27 protein-coding genes are annotated in these 26177 nt (G+C 72.5%); 8 read left to right on the plus strand and 19 right to left on the minus strand.

What is annotated here, in order from left to right; genetic code table 11:
• Window positions 1–55: 55 nt before the first annotated feature.
• The gene (locus tag ACF068_RS04390) at window positions 56–1237 is read right to left on the minus strand and encodes an MFS transporter (protein ID WP_392272601.1); all 1182 of its coding nucleotides are present in this window, start codon (window positions 1235–1237) and stop codon (window positions 56–58) included.
• Between the two features lie 141 nt (window positions 1238–1378).
• Here ACF068_RS04390 and ACF068_RS04395 point away from each other — a divergent pair, with 141 nt between their 5' ends.
• Complete coding sequence (locus ACF068_RS04395; protein WP_392272602.1) at window positions 1379–2185, plus strand: maleylpyruvate isomerase family mycothiol-dependent enzyme; 807 nt, start codon at window positions 1379–1381, stop codon at window positions 2183–2185.
• Between the two features lie 105 nt (window positions 2186–2290).
• Here the strand turns inward: ACF068_RS04395 and ACF068_RS04400 are convergent, their stop codons facing one another.
• Together ACF068_RS04400 and ACF068_RS04405 are read right to left on the minus strand one after the other, a co-directional pair.
• Window positions 2291–2905, minus strand: coding sequence for an antibiotic biosynthesis monooxygenase (locus ACF068_RS04400; RefSeq protein WP_392272603.1), 615 nt, complete (start codon window positions 2903–2905; stop codon window positions 2291–2293).
• Between the two features lie 97 nt (window positions 2906–3002).
• Window positions 3003–3635: a TetR/AcrR family transcriptional regulator gene (locus ACF068_RS04405; protein ID WP_392272697.1), complete on the minus strand. Its 633-nt coding sequence runs from the start codon at window positions 3633–3635 to the stop codon at window positions 3003–3005.
• Window positions 3636–3868: 233 nt separating this feature from the next.
• On the opposite strand from ACF068_RS04405, the gene ACF068_RS04410 reads away from it, so the two are divergent.
• Window positions 3869–5086 carry a S8 family peptidase gene (locus ACF068_RS04410; protein ID WP_392272604.1) on the plus strand — a complete coding sequence of 406 codons (1218 nt, stop codon included), beginning with the start codon at window positions 3869–3871 and terminating at the stop codon, window positions 5084–5086.
• A gap of 62 nt (window positions 5087–5148) precedes the next feature.
• Here ACF068_RS04410 and ACF068_RS04415 read toward each other — a convergent pair whose 3' ends face one another.
• The 6 genes from ACF068_RS04415 to ACF068_RS04440 all read right to left on the minus strand — a co-directional run bounded on the left by ACF068_RS04415 (window position 5149) and on the right by ACF068_RS04440 (window position 10169).
• Window positions 5149–6504 carry a dicarboxylate/amino acid:cation symporter gene (locus ACF068_RS04415; RefSeq protein ID WP_392272605.1) on the minus strand — a complete coding sequence of 452 codons (1356 nt, stop codon included), beginning with the start codon at window positions 6502–6504 and terminating at the stop codon, window positions 5149–5151.
• A gap of 329 nt (window positions 6505–6833) precedes the next feature.
• The gene (locus ACF068_RS04420; RefSeq protein ID WP_392272606.1) at window positions 6834–7130 is read right to left on the minus strand and encodes a DUF4229 domain-containing protein; all 297 of its coding nucleotides are present in this window, start codon (window positions 7128–7130) and stop codon (window positions 6834–6836) included.
• A 72-nt stretch (window positions 7131–7202) separates the two neighbouring features.
• A complete protein-coding gene (locus ACF068_RS04425) occupies window positions 7203–7736 on the minus strand; it encodes a GNAT family N-acetyltransferase (protein WP_392272607.1) in 534 nt (177 codons plus the stop codon).
• A gap of 19 nt (window positions 7737–7755) precedes the next feature.
• The gene (locus ACF068_RS04430) at window positions 7756–8427 is read right to left on the minus strand and encodes a UdgX family uracil-DNA binding protein (RefSeq protein ID WP_392272608.1); all 672 of its coding nucleotides are present in this window, start codon (window positions 8425–8427) and stop codon (window positions 7756–7758) included.
• 52 nt (window positions 8428–8479) lie between these two features.
• The gene (mqnE, locus tag ACF068_RS04435; protein WP_392272609.1) at window positions 8480–9643 is read right to left on the minus strand and encodes an aminofutalosine synthase MqnE; all 1164 of its coding nucleotides are present in this window, start codon (window positions 9641–9643) and stop codon (window positions 8480–8482) included.
• Between the two features lie 70 nt (window positions 9644–9713).
• Window positions 9714–10169, minus strand: coding sequence for an Lrp/AsnC family transcriptional regulator (locus tag ACF068_RS04440; protein ID WP_030495192.1), 456 nt, complete (start codon window positions 10167–10169; stop codon window positions 9714–9716).
• Window positions 10170–10283: 114 nt separating this feature from the next.
• Between ACF068_RS04440 and ACF068_RS04445 the strand changes: the two genes are divergently transcribed.
• Window positions 10284–10436 (plus strand): hypothetical protein, encoded by a 153-nt coding sequence (locus tag ACF068_RS04445; RefSeq protein ID WP_392272610.1) that lies wholly within the window; start codon window positions 10284–10286, stop codon window positions 10434–10436.
• Between the two features lie 88 nt (window positions 10437–10524).
• Here the strand turns inward: ACF068_RS04445 and ACF068_RS04450 are convergent, their stop codons facing one another.
• The gene (locus ACF068_RS04450; protein ID WP_392272611.1) at window positions 10525–11217 is read right to left on the minus strand and encodes a UbiX family flavin prenyltransferase; all 693 of its coding nucleotides are present in this window, start codon (window positions 11215–11217) and stop codon (window positions 10525–10527) included.
• A 197-nt stretch (window positions 11218–11414) separates the two neighbouring features.
• Between ACF068_RS04450 and ACF068_RS04455 the strand changes: the two genes are divergently transcribed.
• On the plus strand, window positions 11415–11990 hold the full coding sequence (locus ACF068_RS04455) for a rhomboid family intramembrane serine protease (RefSeq protein WP_392272698.1): 576 nt from the start codon (window positions 11415–11417) through the stop codon (window positions 11988–11990).
• Here the strand turns inward: ACF068_RS04455 and mqnP are convergent.
• Genes mqnP through ACF068_RS04470 form a run of 3 tightly spaced genes read right to left on the minus strand, consistent with a single transcriptional unit; the run spans window position 11980 to window position 14818 of the window.
• Window positions 11980–12900: a menaquinone biosynthesis prenyltransferase MqnP gene (gene mqnP / locus ACF068_RS04460; protein WP_392272699.1), complete on the minus strand. Its 921-nt coding sequence runs from the start codon at window positions 12898–12900 to the stop codon at window positions 11980–11982. The genes ACF068_RS04455 and mqnP overlap by 11 nt on opposite strands.
• The gene (locus tag ACF068_RS04465) at window positions 12900–13370 is read right to left on the minus strand and encodes a hypothetical protein (RefSeq protein WP_392272612.1); all 471 of its coding nucleotides are present in this window, start codon (window positions 13368–13370) and stop codon (window positions 12900–12902) included. The genes mqnP and ACF068_RS04465 overlap by 1 nt, the downstream gene beginning before the upstream one ends.
• On the minus strand, window positions 13367–14818 hold the full coding sequence (locus tag ACF068_RS04470; protein WP_392272613.1) for a menaquinone biosynthesis decarboxylase: 1452 nt from the start codon (window positions 14816–14818) through the stop codon (window positions 13367–13369). The genes ACF068_RS04465 and ACF068_RS04470 overlap by 4 nt, the downstream gene beginning before the upstream one ends.
• Before the next feature lie 89 nt (window positions 14819–14907).
• Between ACF068_RS04470 and ACF068_RS04475 the strand changes: the two genes are divergently transcribed.
• The 4 genes from ACF068_RS04475 to ACF068_RS04490 all read left to right on the plus strand — a co-directional run bounded on the left by ACF068_RS04475 (window position 14908) and on the right by ACF068_RS04490 (window position 20026).
• The gene (locus tag ACF068_RS04475; RefSeq protein ID WP_392272614.1) at window positions 14908–15339 is read left to right on the plus strand and encodes a PLD nuclease N-terminal domain-containing protein; all 432 of its coding nucleotides are present in this window, start codon (window positions 14908–14910) and stop codon (window positions 15337–15339) included.
• 45 nt (window positions 15340–15384) lie between these two features.
• The gene (locus ACF068_RS04480; RefSeq protein ID WP_392272615.1) at window positions 15385–16338 is read left to right on the plus strand and encodes an isopenicillin N synthase family dioxygenase; all 954 of its coding nucleotides are present in this window, start codon (window positions 15385–15387) and stop codon (window positions 16336–16338) included.
• 75 nt (window positions 16339–16413) lie between these two features.
• Window positions 16414–18477 carry a hypothetical protein gene (locus ACF068_RS04485; RefSeq protein WP_392272616.1) on the plus strand — a complete coding sequence of 688 codons (2064 nt, stop codon included), beginning with the start codon at window positions 16414–16416 and terminating at the stop codon, window positions 18475–18477.
• Between the two features lies 1 nt (window position 18478).
• A complete protein-coding gene (locus ACF068_RS04490; RefSeq protein ID WP_392272617.1) occupies window positions 18479–20026 on the plus strand; it encodes a hypothetical protein in 1548 nt (515 codons plus the stop codon).
• A 30-nt stretch (window positions 20027–20056) separates the two neighbouring features.
• On the opposite strand, the gene ACF068_RS04495 is transcribed toward ACF068_RS04490, so the two are convergent.
• From ACF068_RS04495 to ACF068_RS04520, 6 genes are all read right to left on the minus strand, one after another.
• Window positions 20057–20575 (minus strand): SRPBCC family protein, encoded by a 519-nt coding sequence (locus ACF068_RS04495; protein WP_392272618.1) that lies wholly within the window; start codon window positions 20573–20575, stop codon window positions 20057–20059.
• Between the two features lie 65 nt (window positions 20576–20640).
• Window positions 20641–21717 (minus strand): c-type cytochrome biogenesis protein CcsB, encoded by a 1077-nt coding sequence (gene ccsB, locus ACF068_RS04500; RefSeq protein WP_392272619.1) that lies wholly within the window; start codon window positions 21715–21717, stop codon window positions 20641–20643.
• Window positions 21714–23393: a cytochrome c biogenesis protein ResB gene (locus ACF068_RS04505; RefSeq protein ID WP_392272620.1), complete on the minus strand. Its 1680-nt coding sequence runs from the start codon at window positions 23391–23393 to the stop codon at window positions 21714–21716. The genes ccsB and ACF068_RS04505 overlap by 4 nt, the downstream gene beginning before the upstream one ends.
• 4 nt (window positions 23394–23397) lie before the next feature.
• Window positions 23398–24138, minus strand: coding sequence for a cytochrome c biogenesis CcdA family protein (locus ACF068_RS04510; RefSeq protein WP_392272621.1), 741 nt, complete (start codon window positions 24136–24138; stop codon window positions 23398–23400).
• Window positions 24139–24141: 3 nt separating this feature from the next.
• Complete coding sequence (locus ACF068_RS04515; protein ID WP_392272622.1) at window positions 24142–24759, minus strand: TlpA family protein disulfide reductase; 618 nt, start codon at window positions 24757–24759, stop codon at window positions 24142–24144.
• Between the two features lie 67 nt (window positions 24760–24826).
• Window positions 24827–26071, minus strand: a complete 1245-nt coding sequence (locus tag ACF068_RS04520) for a hypothetical protein (RefSeq protein ID WP_392272623.1) — start codon at window positions 26069–26071, stop codon at window positions 24827–24829.
• Between the last annotated feature and the right edge of the window lie 106 nt (window positions 26072–26177).

Genomic DNA, 26177 nt, shown 5'->3' on the forward strand with positions numbered 1-26177 from the left:
GGCGGCCCGGCCACCGCGTGGTGCGCCGCGCTGTGCGCCTACTCGGCCCGGCCCCTCAGACCCCGCGCGGGCGTGCCGCGTGGCGGGTCAGGGCCAGGGCGGCGAGGGCGGCGATCAGCCCGCACACGCCCGGCCAGCCGAAGCGGCCGTACGCGGCCGTGGCGGCCCACGACCCGATGCCTCCGCCGATGAACGCACAGGTCATGTACGCGGTGTTGAGGCGGCTTCGCGCGTCGGCGGACAGCGCCCAGATCCGTACCTGGTTGGCGATCATGCCGGTCTGCATCGCGACGTCGAGCAGCAGCGTGCCCAGCACCAGGGCGGTCAGGCCCGCCACGCCGCCGCTGCCGCCGAGCGCGAGGACCATGGCCGAGGCGATGACCACGAGAAAACAGACGAGGTTGACCGCGTCCGGGCCCCGGCGGTCGACGAGCCGGCCGGCGGCCGGGGTGGCGAGCATGGTGCCGGCGTTCACCAGCGCCAGCGCCCCCACCGCCTGGGCACCGAGCCCGTACGCCGGACCGGTCAGCAGGAGGGCGGCGCCGGTCCACACGGCGGTGAAGGCGCCGAACACCGTCGCCTGGTAGAAGCACGAGCGGCGCAGTTCGGGCTCGGTGCGCAGCAACCGCAGCGGGGCGGCGAGCAGCGCCCGGTACGGCTGGGCCGCCGGCGGGGTGGTCTCCGGCAGCGTCCGGGCCAGTACGGCCGCCGTCAGCAGGGAGGCCGACGCCGCCAGCAGGTACGGCGCCCGCCAGCCGAGCCACTCGCCGAGCGTGCCGCCGGCGGCCCGGGACAGCAGCATGCCGCCGAGGGACCCGGCCAGCAGGGTGCCGGTGACGGCCCCGCGCCGGTCGTCGGCCACCAGACCGGCCGCCATGGGGGCCACCAGGGGGGCGATCACCGTGGTCAGGCCGGTCAGCGCGCCGGCCGCGACGAGCGGCGGCAGACCGGGCGCGGCGCTCGCCGCGACCAGGACGGCGCCGGTGACGGACAGCAGGGTGACGATGAGCGGGCGGTGCGCGAAGCGGTCCCCGAGCGGTACGAGGAGGAAGACCCCGGCCGCGTACCCGAACTGAGCGGCGGTGACGATCAGGGCGGCCGCGTCGGGGGAGACGCGCAGACCGGTGGCGACGAGCGGGCTGACGGCCTGGGGGAAGTAGATGTTGCCGACCGCCACGCCGCAGGCGACGGCCAGGAGCAGCACCATCGGGCGGCTGAGCTCGGTTCGGGTCGGCACCGCCCCATGATCACGGCCCACCCCTCCTTCGCACAAACGTTTTGGCGCCGGGGTGGGGGCACGCGGCGGCGGGAAAATCCGTCGCGACCGGCGTAGCGTGAATCGTGTCTCGGGGAGTACGTCCTCGCCCAGGGAGACGCCATGGTCACCACCACCCCGCCCTCCGCCGGCGACATCCCCCGTACGCACCCGCTCCGGGCCCGGGCGGTGAACGCCGCCGAGGTGCGGGCGATGCTCGCCCTGCTGCACGGGCTGGCGCCCGGCGACTGGTCGCGCGGCACGGCGTGCGAGAGCTGGACCGTGCGGGACATGACGGCCCATGTGGTGGCGCAGTACGAGGAGCTCGCCCGGCCCTGGCTGCTGGTCGGCCGGGCGGTGCTGGGCCGCCGGCGCCACCCGGGACTGTCGCCGCTGCACGCGCACAACCAGTGCCAGGTCGAGGCCCGGCGTTCCGCGCCGCCCCAGGAGCTGATCGGGCTGCTGACCCGGCTCGGCCCGCGCGGGGTGCGGGCGGTGGAGCGGGTGCCGGCCGGGATGCGGCGCAGGATCCCGCTGAGCCCGCTGTTCCCGGAGTCCAGGGAGCTGGCCGAGGACTCCATGGACTTCCTGGCCAGGGTGCTGGTCTCCCGTGACACCTGGATGCACCGGGTGGACATCTGCGACGCCGCCGAGCGCGACCTCGTCCTGCGCGAGCACGACAAGGAGGTCGTCGGACAGGTGCTGCTGGACCTCGCGCTGGGCTGGAGCGGACCGCCGGTGTTCCTGGACCTGTCGGGACCGGCCGGGGGCCGCTGGACGCTGGGGCGCGGCGCACCGGCCGTGGTGGTGCAGACGGACGCCGTGACGCTGATGCGGCACCTGTCGGGCCGCCCGCCGGTCGGCAGCATCGAGTGCGAGGGGGACCCCGCCGCCACCGCGGCCGTGGACGCGGCCCGGGTGCCGTTCTGACCCCCGCGCGCCCGCGTCACACCGCGCCGGGGTCAGGACCGGCGCCGGGTCAGGACGGGTGAGGGACAGGGGCCGGGTCAGGACGAGGGCAGGACCGGCGCCGGGTCAGGACGGGGGCCGGGCCTCCACCATGACGACCTCGAACTCCTCCAGCGACCGCACGGTCGTCCGCGCCCGGGCCGTCGCTTCGCCGCGCACGGCGGCGACCGGGCCGCGGGACGCCGCCAGGCTCTCCTGGTCCGCGTAGAGCGCGCCGACCGTGGCCCGCCCGCCGACGCGGTCGAGCAGCAGCGATCCGCCGAGGAAGCCCGGCATCGCCCGGAGCCTGGGCAGGGCGCCGTGCTCGTAGGAGTCGACCAGGGAGTCGGCGTCGGACGGGGCCACCTCCATCCGGACCATCCGGAACCGGGCGCCCTCACCGGCCGACTCCGGCCGGGTGACCACCGCCGCCTCCCAGGAGTCGACCGTCACCGTGGCCGCGAACCCCGCCAGCATCCGGGCGCGCACCTCGCTCATGCGGTCGGCGCTGGCCCGCAGGGCCTCCTCGTCCTCCCACCAGGTGCCGATCACCAGCTTGCCGACCTCGCGGTCCACGAACACGCCCACACCGCGATACCCCGGCTCCTGTGCGAGCTGCTGCCTGCCCTCGGTGGTGAGGGCGCCCACGGCCCCGTCGAGCTTCGCGGGTTCACCCGTGGCATAGGTCGTACGTACGAACATGGCTACCTCTCGCGCCGGACCGGATGTCCCTGTCCATACGACGCGCCCCGCCACCCGGCGGCAAGGCGGCCCCGGCGTTCGGGTGAGCGGGCGGGGCTCACCGGGAGGGCGACCAGCGCCGGCCGTCCATGAGGCCGCCCAGGCCCGTCCAGGCGAAGTTCATCAGGGTCGCGGCCGCCTCCTTGGCGGACACCCCCGGCGTCTCGTTGGCCCACTGCGCCAGTGACTCGGCCGCGCCCACCAGGGCCCGGGCGAGCCCGGACACGTCCCGGTCGGCGAACGCGGGGTCCTGGTGCGCGTCCCGGGCCGCCGCGCCTATCAGGACGGTCACGAAGGCCGCCATCTCGTCGCGCATGGCCGCCACTTCGGCGGCGAACGGCTCGCCGTGCGTACGGGCCTGCTGGTGCAGCACCGCCCATCCGTCCGGGTGCTCGGCGGTGTGCGCGAAGAACGCGGTGAGGCCCGCCCAGAGCTGCCGGTCGGCCGGCGGCCCGGGCTCGGTGGCGTCCCGCTCCACCGCGCCGCGGACGGCGGCGATCAGCGCGGCGGCCTCGCGCCGGATGCAGGCGGTGAACAGCTCTTCCTTGGAGTTGAGGTACAGGTACACCAACGGCTTGGACACACCGGCCAGTTCGGCGATCTCGTCCATCGACGCGGCCCGGTAGCCCCGCTGTCCGAAGGTGTGCACGGCCGCGTCCAGCATCTGCTGTTCGCGCACGGCCCGGGGCATGCGCTTGGCCTTCGCGCCCGTGCTCTTCACGTCAACCGTCCTCCTACTCCTGGGTAGTCGGTAAGCCTACGACCCGTCGGCAGGGCGCGTGCCGCGCACATAGCCCGTTGTCATGTGCGCCGTTCGCCACGCAAAGTATCCGCATCACTCCAGTGAGTGATGCCACCTGGAGCCCGGCGACTGCTTCCCTACAGACGTCGCCCTTTCTCGGACACTCCCGATCGGAGTTCTGCATGAGGCTGTTCGCCCGCCGTTCGCGTATCGCGATGCTCCTCCTGCTCCCCCTCGCCGCGACCCCGGCCACCGCCGCCACCGCCACCGCCGCACCCGTCGCCGCCACCGTCACCGCGGTGGCCGCCGAGACCCCCGCACCGCTGCGGACCACGGCCGATCCGGTGCCCGGCCGGTACATCGTCACCCTGAAGCCCGGCACGGCGTCCGCCGTCCGGATCACCCAGCAGCTCGGCGTCACCCCGCTGTACGAGTACACGCACGTGCTGCGCGGCTTCACGGCCGGACTGAGCGCCTCGCAACTCACGACCGTGCGCGGCCTGCCGGACGTGGCGGCCGTCGAGCAGGACGCGGTGGTCACCGCCGACCCCGTGCCCGCCGGACCGAACCCGCTCGCGTACGCCGCCAGTTGGGGCCTGGACCGCATCGACCAGCCCTACCTCCCGCTCAACCAGCAGTTCAACGTCAACAGCTCCGGGGCCGGCGCGACGGCCTACGTCCTGGACACCGGCATCGACTACCACCACCCGGAGTTCGGCGGCCGTGCCGTGCCGGGCTTCGACGCCATGGGCGACGGCCGCAACGGCCAGGACTGCAACGGCCACGGCACGCACGTCGCGGGGACCGTCGGCGGGGCGACCTTCGGTGTCGCCCGGCAGGCGACCCTGGTGAGCGTGCGGGTCCTCGGCTGCGACGGCAGGGGCTCGTACGCCGGGATGATCGCCGGCATGGACTGGGTGGCGAGGAACGCCAAGCAGCCCGCGGTGCTCAACGGCTCGCTCGGCGGCCCGCGGAGCGACGCCCTCAACCAGGCCGCCACCGCGCTGTCCGACAAGGGCGTCCTGCCGGTGGTCGCCGCCGGGAACGACTCGGTCGACGCCTGCACCGTCTCGCCGGCGAGCGCGGCGCGGGTCCTGACCGTCGGGGCCACCGATTACCTGGACCGGGAGACCGACTTCTCCAACTTCGGCACGTGCCTGGACCTCTACGCCCCCGGGGCGGCCATCCTCTCCGCCCGGCTCGGCGGCGGGAGCGTGGCGCTGAACGGCACCTCCATGGCCGGCCCGCACGTCGCGGGTGTGGCCGCCCTGCTCAAGGCGCGCTACCCCGCGGCGACACCCGCACAGGTGTACACCTGGCTCGTCGAGCAGTCGGTGAAGGACATCCTCACGGTGACGAAGTCCTCGCCCAACCGGCTGCTCCAGACCGCCGGACTCTGACCGCCCGCGCGAAGGCGCCCCCGCCGGCCGTCGGCCGGTGGGGGCGCGTTCGTGCGGGGGTGTCAGGCGGTGGCCGGGACGGTCACCTTCCGCTCGGCCTCGCGCACGCCGTACGCGTCGCCGTCGCCGTCGATCGGGGACGCCGAGGCGGCGTTGTACGCGTCGTGGTCCAGGATCTTCTCGCGGGCGGCGACGACGACCGGGACCAGCGCCTGGCCGGCGACGTTGGTCGCCGTGCGCATCATGTCCAGGATCGGGTCGATGGCCATCAGCAGGCCGACGCCCTCCAGCGGCAGGCCCAGCGTGGAAAGGGTCAGCGTCAGCATGACCGTCGCGCCGGTCAGGCCGGCCGTGGCGGCGGAGCCGATCACCGAGACGAAGGCGATCAGCAGGTAGTCGCCGATACCCAACTGGACGTCGAAGATCTGGGCGATGAAGATCGCGGCGAGCGCCGGGTAGATCGCGGCGCAGCCGTCCATCTTGGTGGTCGCGCCGAACGGGACGGCGAAGGAGGTGTACTCCTTCGGCACGCCGAGGCGCTCGGTGACCTTGACGGTGACCGGCATGGTGCCGACGGAGGAGCGGGAGACGAAGGCAAGCTGGATGGCGGGCCAGGCACCCTTGAAGAACTGGACCGGGTTGACCTTGGCGACGACCGCCAGCAGCAGCGGGTACACGCCGAACAGGACCAGCGCGCAGCCGATGTAGACGTCGGCGGTGAAGGTGGCGTACTTGCCGATGAGGTCCCAGCCGTAGTCGGCGATGGCGTAGCCGATGAGGCCGACGGTGCCGAGCGGGGCCAGGCGGATGACCCACCACAGCGCCTTCTGGAGCAGTTCCAGCACCGACTCGCTGAGGGTGAGGATCGGCTGGGCCTTCTCGCCGAGCTTCAGCGCGGCGATGCCGGCGACGGCGGCCATGAAGACGATCTGGAGGACGTTCAGCTCGGTGAACGGCGTGATGACGTCCGTGGGGACGATGCCGGTGAGGAAGTCCAGCCAGCTACCGGCGTTCTCGGGCTTCTCGCCGTCCTTGGGCGTGAGGCCGGTGCCGGCGCCCGGGTTGGTGACCAGGCCGATCGCGAGGCCGATGGCGACGGCGATCAGCGACGTGATCATGAACCAGAGCAGGGTGCGGGTGGCCAGCCGGGCGGCGTTGTTGACCTTGCGCAGGTTGGTGATGGACACCAGGATCGCGAAGAAGACGAGCGGCGCGACGGCCAGCTTCAGCAGTTGGACGAAGATGTGGCCGACCTTGTCCAGGGTGGTGTGCAGCCACTGCACGTCATAGGTGCGGGTGACCCAGCCGAGGACCACGCCGAGGACGAGACCGGCGACGATCTGGGCCCAGAAGGGCACCTTCGGTATGCGGCGGACGGGCGGGGTATCGGGGTTCGCGGTGCTCGCGGACGCGGACACGGACACACTCCAGTGAGGCGTATCGGGGAATACGGGACGAGGGGTGCGGCGCACGCGCCTTACGGCGGCGCCGCTGCATGATGCCGGGTCAGACTTCGCGGCAACAGACCGCGGACATACAGCGGCAGAGGTCGACGTGCAGGCGCGCCACGAGCGGGATGCTCATGGCGTCGGCTTCGGGGCGCACTGCTGTCGTCACGTCGAACACGTTAACACTTGAACTTTGAGGACCTCAAAGCACTTCTTTGGGTCCGCCGGGCCAAGAACGCCAACACCCCCGTGCGAAGCGCTGCTTCGGCACGGGGGTGCGCGGGGGTACGTGACTCAGCTCACCGGGCGGCCCGGTCCTCCCGGGACCGGTTGGCCTCAAGGCGGGCCTTGGCGGTGTCGACCTTCTCGACGATCTGCGCGGACATCGCGTCGCGCTGCTTGCGCAGCAGGACGAAGCTCAGGGGCGCCGAGATCACGATGGACAGGAGGAGCACCCACAGCAGGTTGGAGTCCCCGAGGCCGCGCGGCAGCGCGCCGACGTACACCAGCCCCCACAGGGCGAGGAAGCAGCCGGCGAAGACGCCCAGGCGCATGAGGGAGTACCGGATCGTGGCGCTCGTGCGGGCAGCGGACACGGCGGGGCCTTCTTCCTTCGTATTCCTTGGTACGGCGTTCCTGCCCGTCCAGTGAAGCACGTGCCGATTCGATCAGTTCAGGGGGTGGAGCGGCAGATGCATGATGATGTCGTCCCGGTCGTCGCCGTCGGCCACCCGGATGGCGTCCGGGACCCGGCCGACCTCCTTGTAGCCGCACGAGGCGTAGAACCGGTCGACGCCGGTGCCGCCGCGGCAGGTGAGCCGGACGGCCTCGATGCCGTCGAGGCCGCGCACCGCCCGCTCCGTGGCGGCCATCAGGTCGCGCCCGTACCCCTTGCCCTGGTGACGGGGGTGGACCATCACGGTGTAGAGCCACACCCAGTGCCGCATCAGGCGGTGGGTGTTGTGCGTGATGAAGGCGGTGGCGGCGACGGCGCCGTCCTCGTCGTGGCCGACCAGCAGCCGGGTGCGGCCCTCGGTCATGGCGGCGAGGTGCTTGACCCACTCGGGGCGGATGTCGTCGGGGGTGACGGGCGGGACGAAGCCGACGGAGCCGCCCGCGTTGGAGACGTCCGCCCACAGGGTGAGGACGCCGTCGCGCAGAGCGGGACCGACCGGCGGGTCCAGTGCGAAGGTCAACGGCATGCGAGCGACGATAAACGGCTCAGCCGAGGGCCCGCGCCGCCATCCGCAGGTCGGACACCAGGCCCGCGTAGAGGGCCTCGCGGTCGCGGGAGCGCAGCACGGCGGAGGGGTGGACGGTCGCGACCAGGCACGCGCCGAGTTCCTCGTGGCCGGGCAGCGGCAGCAGGGTGCCCCGCTGCTCGGTGACCCGGAACGACGGACCGAGCAGGGCCTTCCCGGCGGTGGCACCCAGGGCGACGACCACCTCGGGGGCGACCAGCCGCAGTTCCGCCTCCAGCCACGGCCGGCAGGCGGCCGCCTCGCGGAGGCTCGGCGACTTGTGGATGCGGCGCTTGCCCCGCTCGGGCACGACCGTGAACTTGAAGTGCTTGACGGCGTTGGTGACGTACGTGTCGTCCGGCTCGATCCCGGCCTCGTCCAGCGCCCGGGTGAGCACCTGGCCGGCCGGCCCGACGAACGGCGCGCCCTGCCGGTCCTCCTGGTCGCCGGGCTGCTCGCCCACCAGCAGGACCCGCCCGTGGGCGTTCCCGGCGCCGAAGACGGTCCGTGTGGCGTCCCGGTGCAGCGGGCAGCCCCGGCACCCGGCGGCCGCCTCGCGCAGCGCCTCGATGCCGGCGCCCTCCGGTACGAAGGGCGCGGCGTCGTAGGCGTCCTCGGGGGCGGCGCCCCGGGCGGCGGCGTGGCCGGTCACGCGCCCCGGGTACCCGGCGGGGGCGGGGCCGAACGCGCCCGGGCCCGGCGGGTCAGACCCGCATGGGCTGGGGCGATTCGCGGCGGTCCGCGTCGGGGCCCGGGTACTCGCGGATGATCTCGTACCGCGTGTTGCGCTCCACGGGGCGGAAGCCGGCGTCCCGGATCAGCTCCAGCAGGTCCTCGCGGCCCAGCTTGCTGGGCGTGCCGTAGTTGTCCGCGTCGTGCGTGATCTTGTACTCGACGACCGAGCCGTCCATGTCGTCCGCGCCGTGCTGGAGGGCGAGCTGGGCGGTCTGGACGCCGTGCATGACCCAGAAGACCTTGACGTGCTGGATGTTGTCGAAGAGCAGCCGGGAGACCGCGAAGGTCTTCAGGGCCTCGGCGCCGGTGGCCATCGTGGTGCGCGCCTGGAGCCGGTTGCGGACCTTGCCGTCCCGCATGTCCACGAAGTCGTGCTGGTAGCGCAGCGGGATGAAGACCTGGAAGCCGCCGGTCTCGTCCTGGAGCTCACGCAGCCGCAGCACGTGGTCGACGCGGTGGCGGGGCTCCTCGATGTGCCCGTACAGCATCGTGCACGGGGTCCGCAGACCCTTCTCGTGCGCGAGGCGGTGGATGCGGGACCAGTCCTCCCAGTGGGTGCGGTGGTCCACGATGTGCTGCCGGACCTCCCAGTCGAAGATCTCCGCGCCGCCACCGGTGAGCGACTCCAGACCGGCCTCGATCAGCTCGTCGAGGATCTCGGAGGCGGACAGTCCGGAGATCGTCTCGAAGTGGTGGATCTCCGTGGCCGTGAAGGCCTTCAGGGAGACGTGCGGCAGCGCCTTCTTCAGCTCGCTCAGCGAGCGGGGGTAGTAGCGCCACGGCAGGTTGGGGTGGAGCCCGTTGACGATGTGCAGCTCGGTGAGGTTGTCGTTCTCCATCGCCTTGGCGAGGCGGACGGCCTCCTCGATGCGCATGGTGTACGCGTCCTTCTCGCCCGGCTTGCGCTGGAACGAGCAGTAGGCGCACGACGCGGTGCACACGTTCGTCATGTTCAGGTGCCGGTTGACGTTGAAGTGGACGACGTCACCGTTCTTGCGCGTGCGCACCTCGTGGGCGAGACCGCCGAGCCAGGCCAGGTCGTCCGACTCGTAGAGGGCGATGCCGTCCTCGCGGGTCAGCCGCTCCCCGGAACGGACCTTCTCCTCGAGCTCGCGCTTGAGCCCCGCGTCCATAGCAGGCCGCCTCCCATACGTGCGTCAATCGGGCTCCACCACCGTACTCCCCCGGAAACACGCGGTGTCGTCAGCCCTCCTCCGGCAGGTCGCCGACCCGGTTCTCCCACTTCGTCGACAGCACGATGGTGGTGCGGGTGCGGGAGACGCCCTTGGTCCCGGACAGCCGGCGGATCGTCTTCTCCAGGCCGTCGACGTCGCTGGCGCGCACCTTGAGCATGAAGGAGTCGTCACCGGCGATGAACCAGCAGTCCTCGATCTCGGCCAGGTCCTTCAGCCGGCGCGCCACGTCCTCGTGGTCGGCGGCGTCGGAGAGGGAGATGCCGATCAGCGCCGTGACGCCGAGGCCGAGGGAGGCGGCGTCCACCGTGGCGCGGTAGCCGGTGATGACGCCCGCCGCTTCCAGCCGGTTGATGCGGTCGGTCACGGAGGGCCCGGAGAGCCCGACGAGCCGGCCGAGCTCGGCGTACGAGGCCCTGCCGTTCTCGCGAAGGGCCTGGATGAGCTGCCTATCCACGGCGTCCATATACCTGAAGCCTTCCATTGTTCAGCAACACAGCGTTTTTGATTGTAGAATCAAAGGCACACAGAGCCAACGCCCTGTGAATCTTTCAGAAGATCAAAGACGATCCGTCAGGAGATGACACTCATCGTGTACACGATCGAGATGGCCTACGCCCACATGCGCGCGCTGCAGGAGCTGGCCAACCGCTCGCGTGCCCACCAGCCGGCCGCCGCGCGCCGGGTCGACCGCGTGTCGCCGCCTCGTCCGCGCCGTACCGGGAAGCGCTGAGAAGCCTCTCGCCGATCGGGTCCGGCTCACGACGCCCGGCCCCCGACCCGGCCCGATCGACAAGACCGCCCCTGCCGGCCGCGGGTCCTCAACCGAGCTCCCCCTCGGCCCTGCCGGGGGCGCCCCCGCCGAGCTCCCCCTTCCAGCGGCGGTACAGCCCGTGGGGCACGCCCGCGGCGTCCAGCACCCGGCCGGCGACGAAGTCGACCAGGTCCTGGATGTGCGTCGCACCCGCGTAGAACGCCGGAGAGGCGGGCAGCACCACCGCGCCCGCCTCGTCCAGCGCCACCAGGTGCCGGAGGGTCTGGCCGTTCAGCGGGGTCTCCCGGACGGCCACCACCAGCGGCCGCCGCTCCTTCAGCGTCACGCTCGCCGCCCGCTGCAACAGGTCCTTCGACAGCCCCAGCGCCACCCCCGCCACGCACGCGGTGGACGCGGGCACGATCAGCATCCCCTTGACGGGGTACGACCCCGACGACGGCCCGGCCGCGAGGTCGCCCGCCGCCCAGTGCCGCACGTCCGACACGTCCACCCGGTACGTCCCGGGCTTCCCGTCCGCGCCCCGCGACAGCCACTCGGCGAGGTCCTCGCGCCAGTGGGCGTCCCGGAAACCGATCCCGGTCTCGTCGAGCAGCGTCAGCCGCGACGCCCGGGACACCACCAGATCGACGCTCTCCCCGGCGGCGAGCAGACCTCGCAGCACGGCGGCGGCGTACGGGGTCCCTGACGCCCCCGACACCCCGACGACCCACGGACGACGCTGCGCTTGTACCGGCTCCACGCGCTGAGCCTATCCGGCCACTCCCGTACCGAACCGGCCGGTACGGAACCGGGCCGGGCGCCCCGGACGTTTCCGGGACGGACGCGCGCACGGGCGCGCGGACCGGGACGCGCGACACACAGGGGGCCGCCATGGCGAGGACGACGAGGGGCGGCGCCACCGCCCGCACCGGAGCCGGCGGGACCGCGGCCGGCCGGATGACGGCGGCCGCCGCGCTGATGGGCGCCTGGGTGGCGCTGCTGTGGCTGCTGGAGGCCGTCGACCTGCTGAGCGGCCACGCCCTCGACACCTACGGCATCTCCCCCCGGGAGGCCGGTGAGCTGCGCGACCTCGTCCCGGCGGCGTTCCTGCACTTCGGCGCCGGGCATCTGGCGGCCAACACCGTGCCCCTGCTGGTCCTCGGCTTCCTCGCCGCGCTCGGCGGCATCCGGCGCTTCCTGGCCGTCGCGGCGCTGATCGTGGTCCTCGACGGCCTGGGGGTGTGGCTGGTGTCGCCCGCGCACAGCGTCACGGCGGGCGCGTCCGGCCTGGTCTTCGGCCTCTTCGGCTACCTGGCGGCACGCGGCTTCGTGGACCGCAGGCCGCTGGACGTCGCCGTCGGCCTGCTGGTCGGCACCGTCTGGGGCGGCACGGTCCTGCTGGGCGTGTCCCCCGCGCAGTCGGGCGTGAGCTGGCAGGGCCACCTGTTCGGGCTGCTCGCCGGCGTGGCCGCGGCCTTCGTCTTCCGCCGCCGCCGTCCGTCCGCGGACGGGGCGGCCGCCATCACGGGGTGAGGCCGCGCACCACCAGGTCGGCCAGCGCGCACACGAACAACGCCACGCCGATGAAGCCGTTGGTGGTGAAGAACGCCCGGTTCAGGCGCGACAGGTCGTGCGGGCGCACGATCGTGTGCTCGTAGACGAACGCGGCGGCGACGACCACCAGGCCGGCCCAGAAGAACAGCCCGGCGCCGGTGGCGAGCGCGTACCAGACGAGGAGGCCGGTGGTGACGACGTGCGCGGCGCGGGCCCCGTGCAGCGCCGCCGGGATGCCGAAGCGGGCCGGCACGGACTTCACCCCGTGCGCGCGGTCGGCCCGGACGTCCTGGCAGGCGAAGATCAGGTCGAAGCCGCCGATCCAGACGCCCACCGCCAGGCCCAGCACCACCGCGTCCCACGACCAGGCGCCGGTGACCGCGATCCACGCGCCGACCGGGCCCATCGCCTGCGCCAGCCCCAGGATCGCGTGCGGGAAGTTCGTGAACCGCTTCCCGTACGGATAGACCACCATCGGGACGACGGCGACCGGCGCGAGCGCCAGGCACAGCGGGTTCAGCAGCGCGGCCGCGCCAAGGAAGGCCGCCAGCGCCACCAGCGCCCCGGTCCAGGCCGAGCGGACCGACACCGCCCCGGTGACCAGCTCCCGGCCGGCCGTGCGCGGGTTCCGGGCGTCGATCTCCCGGTCGATGATCCGGTTGCACGCCATCGCGAAGGTGCGCAGCCCCACCATCGCGACCGTGACCAGCAGCAGCTCCACCCAGTGGACGGTCCGGTCCTCCTGGTACATCGCGGTGAGCGAGGCGATGTACGCGAAGGGCAGCGCGAAGACCGAGTGCTCGATGAGCACCAGCCGCAGGAAGGCCTTCACCTTCCCGCCCGGCCGCGGCGCCGGGCCGGAATCCACCACCCCGTCGGCGGTCGTCATCATGCGAGGCTCCCGAGGAACGCGTCGATGTCGGCCAGCAGGCCGGCGACGGGCACCGGGCCCGTCTCCACCGTCCAGGTCGTGCCGGGGTCGTCCGGCGGGGTGACACGGGCCGTGAAGGCGTACGCGTCCGCGCCCGCCGGGCGGGCGTCCAGGACCAGCACGGCGCCGCCGTCGACGGTGAACGGCCCGGACGCCGCCGCCAGCCCGTCGCGCAGCCGCTCGGCGAAATGGGCGGGCTCCACGTCGCGCACACCAGGCAGCTCGAAGCCGTCGCCCTCACCGCCGGTCTCGGTCATGACCGCCCAGAGGTCCCCGGGGCCGGCGAACTCCTCCGGGGTCACGCCCGCCTCGGCGGCGGCCGCCCGCACCCCCGGCTGGTCCGGGTCGAGCTCCGGGCGCACCAGCGCGACGTAGTCGGTGTCGGTGCCGATGAAGAGGGCCGGGCCGCCCACGGCGATGGGGCTCACAGGCCGTACTCCTTCCAGCGGCGGTCTACCAGGGCCGCCGTCGCGGGGTCGGACTCGACCATGTCCGGCCAGCCGCCGTCGCGGGTGTAGCCCTCCTCGGGCCACTTGCGGGTGGCGTCGATGCCCGCCTTGCCGCCCCAGAACTGCTGGTACGACGCGTGGTCCAGGTGGTCGACCGGGCCCTCGACGACCGTCAGGTCGCGGGCGTAGTCGGTGTTGCCCAGCGCCCGCCAGGACACCTCGTGCAGGTTGCGGACGTCGCAGTCGGCGTCGACGATCACGATCAGCTTGGTCAGCGACATCATGTGCGCGCCCCAGATGGCGTGCATGACCTTCTGGGCGTGCTTGGGGTACTTCTTGTCGATCGAGACGATCGCGCAGTTGTGGAAACCGCCCGACTCCGGCAGGTGGTAGTCCACGATGTCCGGCACGATGATCTTGAGCAGGGGCAGGAAGAAGCGTTCCGTCGCCCGGCCCAGCGGACCGTCCTCGGTCGGCGGGCGGCCCACCACGATCGACTGGAGCAGCGGCCGCCGCCGCATCGTCACGCAGTCGATGGTCAGCGCCGGGAACGGCTCCTGCGGGGTGTAGAAGCCCGTGTGGTCGCCGAACGGCCCCTCGGGCAGCATCTCGCCCGGCTCCAGCCAGCCCTCCAGCACCACCTCGGCCTGCGCCGGAACCTGGAGCGGCACGGTCTTGCAGTCGACCATCTCGATCCGCTTGCCCTGGAGGAAGCCCGCGAACAGGTACTCGTCGATGTCCTCCGGCAGCGGTGCCGTGGAGGCGTACGTCACGGCCGGCGGCGCTCCGAAGGCGATCGCGACCGGCAGCCGCTCCCCGCGCCGGGCGGCGACCTGGTAGTGGTTGCGGCTGTCCTTGTGGATCTGCCAGTGCATGCCGATGGTGCGCCGGTCGTGGCGCTGGAGCCGGTACAGACCGAGGTTGCGGATGCCGTTCTCGGGGTGCCGGGTGTGGGTGAGCCCCAGGTTGAAGAACGAGCCGCCGTCCTTGGGCCAGGTGAAGAGGGCCGGGAGCTGCTCCAGGTCCACGTCGTCGCCGGTGAGGACGACCTCCTGCACCGGGGCGTCCTTCACCTTCTTCGGCGGTACGTGGGTCATCGCGCCCAGCTTGCCGAACGCCTCCCGCACCCCCACGAAGCCGTGCGGCAGCTCGGGCTTCAGCAGCCCGCCCACCTTGGCGCCGATCTCGTCGTACGACCGCAGCCCCAGGGCCTTCAGCAGCCGCCGGTCCGTACCGAAGACGTTCATCGCCAGCGGCATCGACGACCCGCGCACGTTCTCGAAGAGGAGCGCCGGTCCGCCGGACTTCTGGACCCGGTCGACGATCTCCCCGACCTCCAGATACGGGTCGACTTCGGCCTTGATGCGCTTGAGGTCGCCTTCGCGCTCCAGCGCCCTGAGCAGCGAGCGGAGATCGTCGTGAGCCATGGGGCCCAGTATCGGCCACCGGCTAGGCTGGAGCTGTCACCGGGGCGGGCGAAACGCGCTCCGCCGCTGCTTCCAGGGGGCTGTCCCACATGCTCAGGGCACTGCTGTACATCCTGCCGCTGGCGCTGACGATCTTCGCCTTCATCGACTGCCTGAACACCCCCGAGGACGAGACCCGGCACCTGCCGAAGGTCGCCTGGATCTTCATCATCCTGCTCTTCTGGATCGTCGGCCCGATCGTCTGGCTGGCCGCCGGCAAGCTGCGCCACGCCCCGGACGGTGGCCGTCCCTCGCCCTTCTCGACGGGCCGCGCACCGCGCACCGAGTGGGTCGCGCCCGACGACAACCCCGAGTTCCTGAAGTCGCTGCGCGCGGAGAACGAGAAGGACGAGGCGCTGCTCAAGGACTGGGAGGCCGACCTGCGCCGCCGCGAGGAGGAGCTCAAGGACCGCGAGGACCTCAAGGACGGCGAGCGGGACGAGCAGCAGGACGGCGGGGACAAGGGTCCCGAGAAGTCCTGACCCCGCCTCCGCTCCGGCGGGTCCCGGGCGGGGAAGAGTACCGCCATGGACCTCGACCGGCGGGCCACCCCGCCCGACCCCACGATCCCCGTCGTCGACCTGGCGTCCTGGCTGTCGGGTGACCGCGCCGCCCGCGCCGCGACCGCGCGCACCGTGGACCGGGCGCTGCGCGCCGCCGGGTTCCTGCTGGTGACCGGACACGGGGTGGAGCCGGAACTGCGGGCGGCGGTCCGGCGCGAGGCGCGGCGGTTCTTCCACCTGGACGCGCGGCTGAAGCGGCGGTACGCCGTGAAGGTCGGCGGACGCGGGTGGCTCGGCCCGGGCGCGGAGGCCAACGCGTCCGCGGAGGGGGCGGCCGGCCCGCCGGACCTGAAGGAGTCGCTGTCGTTCGCCGCCGACGAGCCGTCCGGCGACCCGGCGGTGGACGCGGAGTGGTTCCTGCCCAACACCTGGCCGGCCGAGGTGCCGGGACTGCGGCCGGCGGCCGAGGAGTACCTGGCGCGGATGCGGGAGCTGTCGGACCGGCTGCTGGAGCTGCTGGGCACGGCCCTGGGCGAGGACGAGGACTTCTTCACGCGGCACACCGCCCGGCCGACCTGGGGTTTCAACATCAACTGGTACCCGGGGCGGGACGTGCTGGGCGATCCGGAGCCGGGCCAGTTCCGCATCGGGGCGCACACCGACTTCGGGACGGTGACGGTGCTCGACCGGCAGGCCGGGAAGGGCGGGCTCCAGGTGTTCACCGACCGGCGCGGCTGGGAGGACGCCCCGTACGACCCGGACGCCCTCACCATCAACATCGGGGACCTGATGGCCTTCTGGACGGACGGGCGCTGGCGCTCGGGCCGACACCGGGTGCTGCCGCCGCCCGCTGACGTCCCCTCCGAGGAACTGATGTCGCTGGTGTACTTCTACGAGTGCGATCCCGGCACCGACGTCCGGGGCGTCGACTCGCACGCGTACCTGCGCGCGCAGCTTGACGCGATCACGACTGAATGACGGTTCGCCCGACCCCGCACGCAGCCAACGGTTCGAAAGTAACCTTGACTTGACGCTGAGTCACGGGGGGTGGCGGTGGACAGAGAGCTGTACGGCCGCGAGGCGGTCCTGGACGAGTCGGGCCTCGCCGCGCGGCTGACCGGACTCACGCCGTACGGCTTCGCCTCCGCCGGGTACGAGCACGGCGACGACCCGCCCGTGACCGTCTTCACCGGCGGCCGGGGCATGGGCAAGACCGCCCTGCTCAAACAGGTCCGCAACGCCTACCGGGGCGGCACCCCGCTCGCGCTGCTGGACTGCGCGCACATCGAGCCGCCGCTCGACCACGGGCCCGGCTGGAACCCGCTGACCGGCGCCCTCGCCGAGCTGGCCGTGCAACTGTCGCCGAGGATCCACTCGGCGCGCCCGGTGGAGTTCCCGCGCCTCGCCCTGGGCCTGGCCGCCGTCGCGGTCACCGGCTGGTCACAGGACGACGACGACCGGGCCCGGCGCGACCTCCAGCGCCTCGGGCCGGTCCTCGCCACCGTCGACGAGGCCAAGGGCGCGGCCGGTACGTGGGTCTCCAAGGTGCTGGCCAAACTGGCCGCGACGGCCGCCGAGACGACCGCGCCGGTGGCCGGACTGCTCGCCGAGGCCACGGTGGAGACCGTCCTGGAGGAGGTGTTCGGCCGCTACCAGCGCAAGTCCAAGGCCTGGTACGGCATGTACCGCAACGCGGGCGGGCGCGGTGAACTGGGCCTGCACCAGCTCGCCGTCGACTTCGAGCTGGGCGGACGGCGCCGGGAGGAGGCCGAGGGGTTCCTGGTCGGCGCGCTCGTGGAGGACGTGCGCCGCGCCTACACGGGCCTCACCCGGCGCGGGACCCGGCGCGGCCGGCCGCTCGTCCTGCTGGACAACGCCCACCTGCCGCTGGGCCGGCGGCTGATCGAGCCGATCCTGCGGGACCGCAGCGCGGGGCGCCGCGACCAGCTCGTGCTCGTCGCCTCGTCCCGGGAGCGCGACCACGAGGGGCTGCGGCGGGCGACCCGCGCCCGGTTGCCGGAGGTCGCGCACCGGGCGCCCTGCCCCCGGGGCCCGGACATCACCTCGGGCATCCTCGCCGTGGAGCTCACCCCGCTGAGCGCCGCGCACGCGCGGGCGGTGTTCGACCGGTACGACCCGGCGGGCCGCGCGCCGGCCGACCTGTCGCGGGCGGTCCACCGGCTGACGGCCGGACGGCCGCTGGGCGTGGCGCTGCTCGGGCGGGCGGCGGGCGAGGTGCCGGCGGCCGGGCGCGGGGCGCTCACGCCGGGCGCGCTGCTGGACCTGACGGTGGAGCTGCGCGAGGACGCCCCCGCCGTCCCGGTCGCCGACACCCTGCTGGGCGAGCTGCTGCCGCCCGGGCTGCGCCCGGACGCCGCCGCCGTGCTGGCCGCCGCCCACGACGAGGAGTCGGCCCGCGTGCTGGCCCGCACCCGGCTGCGCGGGGCGTCGGTGGAGGGCGACATGGCGCTGCTGGTGCGCGACGCGCTGCGGGCGGACGGCTGGCCCGAGGGCGGCGGGCACTTCGTCGCCGACCCGCTGCTGCGGGCCCTGCTGCTGCACCGGCTGCGCTTCCACGACGACGCGCCCGCGTACGCCGCCTGGCGCGCCGTCCACGAGACGCTGCACCGCCACCACGGCCCCGGGCCCACCCCGTACCGGCTCCGCCAGGAGCTGGCGCTCGGCCGGACCGAGGAGGCGGTCACCACGCTGCGGCTGGAGTTCCCCGGCCCGGACGTGCTGGGCTGGCTGGCCCGGCTGCGGCTGATCGCCTCCGCCCCGTACCCCCGGGAGAAGGGGCGCACCGGGCCCGACCCGCGCCGGGCGACGGCGCTGGGCGAGGACCCGGGCGGCCCGCTGCCGGAGGGCCTGGACGCCGACGGGACGGCACTGCACCTGGGGCTGCGGCGGCTGCTGCACGCGGTGTGGCTGCTGACCGACCCGCTGGCGCTGCCCGACGACGACGTGATCGACAAGCTGGTGCACGAGCTGCGCCAGTTGTCCGGCCGGCACCTGACCGGCACCAGCACGCTGTGGGACGCGGCCACCCACTGGCCGAAGGACATCCGTGCCTGGCGGAGCCCCGCGGTTCCGCCGGGGCGGGAGGACGGAGTCTGACGTGCCCCATCCACTGCGCTACCGGGTCTTCTACACCACCCGGCAGAAGATCGTCACCAGTGCGCTGGTGCTCGCGCTGCTCACCTGGGGCACCGTCTGGGCCGTCGGCCGGCTGACCACCCCGGAGGACCGCTCCTGCGCCCCGGGGGTCGCCCGCCCGGCGGGCAGTGACGAGTGCGTCGGCGTCTCCGGCGACGGCTTCGACTTCGGGGTGGCGTCCCTGCGGGACGTCTCCCGGGCCATCGCCCGGGAGAACGCGGGCCTGAAGGCGGGCGAGTACGCCACGGTGGCGCTGCTGCTGCCGCTGACCTCCACCAGCCCGGGGATGAGGATCAAGGTCCTGCACGAGGTGCAGGGCGCCTTCGCCCAGCAGTACGAGGCCAACAACGAGTCCAACAACCAGGTCCCCAAGATCCGGCTGGTCCTGGCCAACACCGGCAACGGCAACGCCCACTGGCGCACCACCGTCGCCGCCCTGAAGGGCATGACCGGCGCGCCCCACCACCTGCGGGCGGTGTCCGGCATAGCGACCAGCAGCACCCCCGTCCGGCAGGCGGTGGCCGAGCTGACCGCCGCGGACATCGCGGTGGTGGGCACCACCATCACCGCCGACGACCTGACCAACGGCCCCCGCCGGAAGCCGTTCCCCGGGCTCGCGCGGGTGTCCCCCACCAACAGCGACGAGGCGGACGCCCTCGCCCACTTCGGCCGGGTGGAGGCGGCGAAGGCGATCCTGGTGCACGACGCCCGGGACGGCGACCACTACACGGACACCCTGAAGGGCGCCTTCTCGAAGCTGCTGGCGAAGTCGCCGTACCAGCCGCAGCTCTTCACCTCGCCCGAGGACCCGAACGACGAGGGCACCACCGCCAACACCTTCCAGCAGATCGCCCATCTGCTGTGCACCACCCGCGCCGACACCGTGTTCTTCGCCGGGCGCCACACCCAGCTACGGCAGTTCATCAACGCGCTGGGGTCACGCGGCTGCACGCACCGGAAGTTCACGGTGCTGACCGGTGACGAGGGCTCGTACCTGGGCGCCGACGGGGAGCTCGACCGCGGCGCGCTGGGCGCCGGCCTGACCGTCCGCTACGCGGCCCTGGCCCACCCCGACGCATGGCTTCCGCCCCGTGGCGGGAAGGCCCCCACGCCGGGCGGCTCGGCGGAGGCGTACGCGCGGTTCCGCGCGATGACGGAGGCGGTGTCGGGTCCGGAGGCGGGCCCCGTCGGGCAGGTCGAGCTCTCGGACGGGCAGGCGATCATCGCGTACGACGCGATGACGGTCGCCGTGCAGGCCGTCCGGCGGGCCACGGTGCAGGGCAAGCGGCTGCCGGCCCTGAAGGACGTGGGGCTCCAGTGGCCCCAGATGACCGGGGACCTGGGGGTACGGGGCGCGAGCGGCTGGATCTGCCTGGACAACCACGGCAACCCGTACAACAAGGCGGTCCCGGTGGTGGAGCTCACCCGCGACAAGCCCCGGTTCGTCGCCATCGCCTGGCCGGACGGCCGGCCGCCGGCCGCCGACTGCATGCCCCCGCGCACCCCGTAGCGTCCGGGCCCCTCGGCCCCGGTGCACGCCCTACGTGGCGTCGAAGTCGCGGGCCTCGTACTGGTCCCGCAGCTCCTGCCAGCGGTCGCGGGACCAGGCGGGCCAGGAGGCCGGGTGGCCGTCCAGGGAGTCGGCGAGGTACAGGAAGTGGTCGTGCCAGCCGGCCAGGCGGTCCAGCCGGAAGTCGTCCGTCCCGCGCAGCTCGCCGGTGAACCGCAGCGCGGTCCCGCCGCGTCCGCCGCCCGGATCCAGGTGGAACCGCATCCGCCCGTGGACCTCCACGGTGTACTCGACGATCCGCTCCGGGTCCCAGGCGGTGACCGTCCCCGACACCTCGGTCGCCGGCTCCGTGGTGAGCCAGCGCAGCGTGACGTCGCCGCCGAGCCGGCACTGGAGGATCTCGGCCTCGGCGAGCCAGCCCCGCAGGCCGCCGGGGGTGGTCAGGGCGAGCCAGACCCGTTCGGCGGGGTGGGGCAGGGGGACCACGAACCGCAGGGTGTGGGTGTCGCCGTGGCTGTCGCTGATGCCGGGAGGGATCTGATCGGCCATGCATCCAGCGTCGCGCGGTCCCCTGCCCGGCGCTACCTCAGGCGCCGGGCACCGGCGAGCGCGCCTCAGACTCCCGCGTAGGAGTGCAGGCTGTTCACGAAGATGTTGACCCCGTAGTAGTTGAAGAGCCAGCAGGCGAAGGCGATCAGCGCCACGTACGCCGCCTTGCGGCCCTTCCAGCCGGCCGTCGCCCGGGCGTGCAGGTACGCCGCGTAGGCGACCCAGGTGATGAACGACCAGACCTCCTTGGCGTCCCAGCCCCAGTAGCGGCCCCACGCGTCACCGGCCCAGATGGCACCGGCGATGATCGTGAAGGTCCACAGCGGGAAGACCGCCGCGTTCACCCGGTAGGCGAACTTGTCCAGGGTCGCCGCGGCCGGCAGCCGCTCCAGCACCGAGCGGGCGAAGCCGCTCGGCGTGCCGCCGGACGCGACCTTGTTCTCGTACGCGTCCCGGAAGAGGTACAGCAGCGTGGCGACCGCGCCCAGGTAGAACACGGCGCCGCAGAAGATCGCGGTGGAGACGTGGATCCACAGCCAGTACGAGTGCAGGGCCGGCACGAGCTGGTCGCTCTCGGTGTACAGCCAGGTGGTGGCGACGCCCAGGTCCAGCAGGACGGTGGTGACCAGGAGCAGGCCCATCCAGCGGACGCTGCGGCCGGCCGCCAGGAAGGCCAGGTACGCGCCGACCGCCACCGTGGAGAAGGTCAGGGAGAACTCGTACATGTTGCCCCAGGGGGCCCGCTGCACGGACAGCGCCCGGGCGACCACGCCCGCGGCCTCCACCAGGAAGGCCAGGGTGGTCAGCGAGACGGCGATGCGCCCGTACAGGTCGCCCTTCTCGTCCCCGCCGGCCGCGCCGGGCCCGTCCGGCACGTCCCGCGCGCCGGACGCGGAGCGGGTGACGACCCGCGGCCGGTCCAGCACGGCGGTGCCCCCGGCCTGCCCCGCCGTCCGCACCCGGACCCCCGGTGCCGCCGGGGTGGTCAGGGCCGCCGCCGTCCGGCCGACCTTGCTGCGGCTGCCGAGGACCCACTCGGCGATATGCGCGAGGAAGGCCAGCGTGTAGACGGCCATGGACGAGTAGACGAGCACGTTGCTCGTCTGCGCCAGGCTCTCGTTGGTCGCGGCGGCGAGATTCACTTCTCAGCCCTTTCATCGGCTTCGTCGGCCTCGGGCGCGGTCGGCGCCACGGAGTGGAGCACGGCCGCGAGGTCGGCCAGTTCCTCGGGGAGCTTCGCGGACTCGCTCCGCCCCAGCCCCGCCATCTCGACGACGGTCAGCCCCCCGGTGGAGGCGTCCCCTCGTACGGCACGCACCCAGACCCGGCGGCGCTGGATGAACAGCGACCCGGCGAGTCCGGCGATCGCGGCGACGGCACCACCGAGGGCGAGGCCGTTGCCCGGCTGCTGGGAGATCTTGAAGCTGGCCCACTCCTTGATCTCCTTCTCGAAGGTGATCGAGCCCGCCCCGTCCGGCATCTTCATCGTTTCGCCCGGCAGCAGCGTCTGCTTGAGGATGTCGCCGTTCGGTCCCTTGAAGGGCTTCATCTTGCTGGTGTCGAGCTGGTACACGTTCTGCGGCAGCCCGCCGTCCACGCGCAGGTCGCCGTGGTAGGCGCTGAGGTTCAGCGCGGGGAAGGCCAGCCCGGGGAACTTGCTGAACATCATCCCGCTGCCCTTGCCCGCGTAGGTCGGCACGAAGAAGGCCGGGAAGCCGAGCTGCACCTTCTTGCCGGTGCTGTCGCGGTAGCCGTCCATCACCTTGATCACACCGGTGGAGGTGATGTTGTTGTCGATCGGCAGCAGCGGCACGGCGCCCTTGAAGACGACGGCGCCCTTGCCGTCCTTGACGGTGACGACGGGCGCGTACCCGTGGGAGATCAGGTAGACCTTGGAGCCGCCGACCTCCAGCGGCTCGTTGACCCGGATGACGCTCCGCTTCCGGTCGCCGCCGTTCTCGGAGTACGTGACGTCCGCCTCGAAGGTGCGGGGCGTGCCGCGCTGCGGCCCGCCGGTCTCGTACGTGCCGGTGAACTGGTTCATCCGGAAGCTGAAGGGCGCCAGCTCGTCGGTGGAGAACAGCGACCCGGACGAGAAGTCGTCGTACTGGGTGAGCGTGTTGGCGAAGCCCCCGCCCTCGATGATCAGCTTGCCGCCCTCGGACTTGAACAACTGGCCCGCGGCGAACGCCACCAGCATCACGATCAGCGAGACGTGGAAGAGCAGGTTGCCGACCTCGCGCAGGTACCCCTTCTCGGCGGCGACGGCGTCGCCCGTCCCATGGGCCCGGAAGCGCCGCTTCCTGAGCATGCCGAGCGCCGCCTCGCGCACTTCCTCGGGCGTGGCCTCGGTGCGCCAGGTGGCGTACGCGGGCAGCCGGGTCAGCCGCTTGGGCGCGGCCGGCGGGCGGCCGCGGAGCTGGCCGGCGAACTGCCAGGTGCGCGGCACGATGCAGCCGATGAGGGAGACGAACAGCAGGATGTAGATCGCGGAGAACCACACCGAGCTGTAGACGTCGAAGAGCTGGAGCCGGTCGTAGATCGGGGCCAGGACGTCGTGCTGCTCCTTGAAGGAGCGGACCTTCAGGTCGTCCACGCTGTTCTGCGGGATCAGCGAGCCGGGGATCGCGCCCAGCGAGAGCAGGAAGAGCAGGATCAGCGCGACCCGCATGGACGTGAGCTGCCGCCAGAACCAGCGGATCCAGCCGATGGGCCCGAGCGTGGGGCCGCCGCCGTGGGCGGACTCCTCCCTGGGGGCGGTGGAGAGCTGCTCGCCCGCCTCCGCCAGGTCCTGCTCGGTCGTTTCGGTCTTGCTCATGGATCTAGATCCCCACCTGGAAGCCTGCGGACCACCCTTGCATCTCCTGCACCAGGGTGTCCCACGCCCCCGTGAGGAGGAGCAGGCCGGTCAGGATCATCATGCCGCCGCCGATCCGCATCACCCAGGCGTAGTGCCGCTTGACCCAGGAGAACGCGCCGAGCGCCTTGCGGAACGCGACCGCGGCGAGCACGAACGGTACGCCGAGTCCGAGGCAGTACGCGACGGTCAGCAGCGCCCCGCGGCCCGCGCTGGCCTCGTTGGCGGCGAGGGCCTGCACGGACGCGAGCGTCGGTCCGATGCACGGCGTCCAGCCGATGCCGAAGAGCGCGCCCAGCAGCGGCGCCCCGGCCAGCCCGGACACCGGACGCTTGTGGAGGCGGAACTCGCGCTGGGTGAACCAGGGCATGAGGCCCAGGAAGAAGACGCCCATCAGGACCATCAGGACGCCGAGGACGGTGGTGAGCGTCTCGCGGTGGGCCTGGAGGGTCCAGCCGAAGTAGCCGAACAGGGCGCCGCCGGAGACGAAGACGGCGGAGAAGCCGAGGACGAAGAGGGCGGCCCCGGCCGTCATCCTGCCCCGCCGGGCCTCGGCCAGGTCGGTACCGGTGACGCCGGTCACGTAGGAGAGGTAGCCCGGCACCAGCGGCAGGACGCAGGGGGAGAAGAAGGAGACCAGCCCGCCCAGTACAGCGAGGGGCAGGGCTAGCAGAAGGGCCCCGCTGGAGACCGTCTCGTTGTACATCGGCTAGTTCCCCGAAGCCTTCTCGGCCACCAGGGGGTCGATCATCTTGCGCAGCCGGGTCTCGTCCAGCGCGGTGAGCGAGCGCGCGGCGATCTTCCCGTCGCGGTCGAGGACGACGGTGGAGGGGATGCCCTGGGGGTTGAGGGTGCCCTTCGGGAAGCCGTAGAGCACCAGCTCGCCGTCCGGGTCGTACAGGCTCGGGTAGGGGACCTTGTAGTCCTTCTCGAAGGCGAGGGCGGGCTGCTTGTTGTGGTCCCGGGTGTTGATCCCGACGAACTCCACGCCCTTGCCGTCGAGGTCGCCGGCGGCCTTGGCGAAGTGCTTGGCCTCGGCGCGGCAGGGGCCGCACCAGGAACCCCAGACGTTCAGCACGACGACCTTGCCCTTGAGGTCGGCGACGTCGAGCCGCTCGCCGTCCAGGGTCTCGCCGGCGAGCTTGCCGGGTGCCTTGCGCTCGCCCTTGGCGACGGTGTCGACACCGCCGGTGTTGGTGACGAAGTTGGTGTTGCCGCCACCGCCGGACGTGCCGTTGGAGTCGCCGCTGCACGCGGTCAGCGTGAGCGCGGCCGCCAGGGCGCCGGCGGTGAGCAGGATGCCTCGGGGGGCGCGGCTAAGGCTCATGTGAAAAGTTTCGCATGTACGTTTCGGGGATCTTGCGCGCCCCCCTGCGTGCCCGTAAAGCCCGATGTCAGGCGGGCTTAAGGAAGGCGTTCCAGCCGCCCGCGGGCGATTGGCCGACCTCGAGCGTACGGAGCTTGTCGAGGATCCGCGGGTCCTGGACGTCCAGCCAGTCGGTGAACTGCCGGAACGACACCAGCCGTACGTCCTTCTTGCCGGCCATGCCCTTGAGCGCCTCTTCGACGGCGTCCATGTAGATGCCGCCGTTCCACTGCTCGAAGTGGTTGCCGATGAAGAAGGGCGCGCGATTCGTTTCGTAGGCGCGCTTGAAGCCGGCGAGGTAGGCCTCGGTCGCCTGCTTCTTCCAGCCGGGATAGCGCGACGGCATGCCCTTGGTTGTGTTCTGCGACTGATTGGCGAGGATGTTGTAGTCCATGGACAGGACTTCGAAGGAGTGCCCCGGGAAAGGCATCTGCTGGAGCGGCAGGTCCCAGATACCGCGGCGCTTGACGGGCCACTTCTGGTGTCCGCCGGGCGAGCTGGCGTCGTAGCGCCAGCCGAGCTTCTTGGCGGTGGGCAGCAGATTGTCCTGGCCGAGCAGGCAGGGGGTGCGGGCGCCGACGAGTTCCTTGCGGTAGTCGAAGGGCAGCGGGTCGAGGTCGGTCCAGCCGGTGATGGTCTTCCATTCGGTGACGAATTTCACCGCCTGGTCGATTTCGTTCTGCCAGTCGGCCGGGGTCCACTTCTCGACCGATCCGGAGCCGGCGCAGAAGTGGCCGTTGAAGTGGGTGCCTATCTCGTGCCCGTCGAGCCACGCCTGCCGGACGTACTTCAGCGTCTGCTTGATGTGGTCGTCGGTGAGGTAACCGATGTCGGAGGCGCCGGTGCGGTTGTTCGGCGGGCGGTAGAGCGTCTTCTTCGATTCGGGCAGCAGATAGAGCCCGGAGAGGAAGAAGGTCATCCCCGCGTCATGGTTCTTGGCGAGTTCCAGAAAGCGCGGGAAGAGGCCGTTGCCGACCTCGCCGGCGCCGTCCCACGAAAAGATCACGAACTGCGGCGGGGTCTGTCCCGGCTCCAGGGGAACGGGCTTGTCGGGCTGGTTGGGCTGCTTTCCGGTGTCGGACGTGGAACCGTCGCCTATGAGGCGCCCCTCCACCTTTCCGGGGCCCGGATCGCCCTTGCCGTTCCCGCCGCCCTTACCGGGCCGGCTCCCGGTGTCGTCGGTCCCCCCGGCCGGCCCGCAGCCGGCGACCCCGATCGCGGCCGCGGCCCCGACTCCGGCTCCCAGCAGGCCCCTTCGACTGATCCCGCGCATATCGTCCCCATCCGCGCTCGTTCGTTGCCGGACACACGGTCAAAACCGGCAATGGGTGAGAGGGACGGAGCAAGGGGGCGGTTCCCGGGGTCACCGGATAATCCCC

This window comes from Streptomyces sp. NPDC016309, assembly GCF_043077235.1.
Classification (GTDB): Bacteria; Actinomycetota; Actinomycetes; order Streptomycetales; family Streptomycetaceae; genus Streptomyces.

What these genes read in the sequence shown, in the direction of transcription:
- ACF068_RS04395 (WP_392272602.1), top strand. Translation starts at nt 1,379, where the DNA reads ATGGTCACCACCACCCCGCCCTCCGCCGGCGACATCCCCCGTACGCAC.
- ACF068_RS04400 (WP_392272603.1), bottom strand. Translation starts at nt 2,905, where the DNA reads ATGTTCGTACGTACGACCTATGCCACGGGTGAACCCGCGAAGCTCGAC.
- ACF068_RS04405 (WP_392272697.1), bottom strand. Translation starts at nt 3,635, where the DNA reads ATGCCCCGGGCCGTGCGCGAACAGCAGATGCTGGACGCGGCCGTGCAC.
- ACF068_RS04410 (WP_392272604.1), top strand. Translation starts at nt 3,869, where the DNA reads ATGAGGCTGTTCGCCCGCCGTTCGCGTATCGCGATGCTCCTCCTGCTC.
- ACF068_RS04425 (WP_392272607.1), bottom strand. Translation starts at nt 7,736, where the DNA reads ATGCCGTTGACCTTCGCACTGGACCCGCCGGTCGGTCCCGCTCTGCGC.
- mqnE (WP_392272609.1), bottom strand. Translation starts at nt 9,643, where the DNA reads ATGGACGCGGGGCTCAAGCGCGAGCTCGAGGAGAAGGTCCGTTCCGGG.
- ACF068_RS04440 (WP_030495192.1), bottom strand. Translation starts at nt 10,169, where the DNA reads ATGGACGCCGTGGATAGGCAGCTCATCCAGGCCCTTCGCGAGAACGGC.
- ACF068_RS04445 (WP_392272610.1), top strand. Translation starts at nt 10,284, where the DNA reads ATGACACTCATCGTGTACACGATCGAGATGGCCTACGCCCACATGCGC.
- ACF068_RS04455 (WP_392272698.1), top strand. Translation starts at nt 11,415, where the DNA reads ATGACGGCGGCCGCCGCGCTGATGGGCGCCTGGGTGGCGCTGCTGTGG.
- mqnP (WP_392272699.1), bottom strand. Translation starts at nt 12,900, where the DNA reads ATGACGACCGCCGACGGGGTGGTGGATTCCGGCCCGGCGCCGCGGCCG.
- ACF068_RS04470 (WP_392272613.1), bottom strand. Translation starts at nt 14,818, where the DNA reads ATGGCTCACGACGATCTCCGCTCGCTGCTCAGGGCGCTGGAGCGCGAA.
- ACF068_RS04475 (WP_392272614.1), top strand. Translation starts at nt 14,908, where the DNA reads ATGCTCAGGGCACTGCTGTACATCCTGCCGCTGGCGCTGACGATCTTC.
- ACF068_RS04480 (WP_392272615.1), top strand. Translation starts at nt 15,385, where the DNA reads ATGGACCTCGACCGGCGGGCCACCCCGCCCGACCCCACGATCCCCGTC.
- ACF068_RS04495 (WP_392272618.1), bottom strand. Translation starts at nt 20,575, where the DNA reads ATGGCCGATCAGATCCCTCCCGGCATCAGCGACAGCCACGGCGACACC.
- ACF068_RS04505 (WP_392272620.1), bottom strand. Translation starts at nt 23,393, where the DNA reads ATGAGCAAGACCGAAACGACCGAGCAGGACCTGGCGGAGGCGGGCGAG.
- ACF068_RS04510 (WP_392272621.1), bottom strand. Translation starts at nt 24,138, where the DNA reads ATGTACAACGAGACGGTCTCCAGCGGGGCCCTTCTGCTAGCCCTGCCC.
- ACF068_RS04515 (WP_392272622.1), bottom strand. Translation starts at nt 24,759, where the DNA reads ATGAGCCTTAGCCGCGCCCCCCGAGGCATCCTGCTCACCGCCGGCGCC.
- ACF068_RS04520 (WP_392272623.1), bottom strand. Translation starts at nt 26,071, where the DNA reads ATGCGCGGGATCAGTCGAAGGGGCCTGCTGGGAGCCGGAGTCGGGGCC.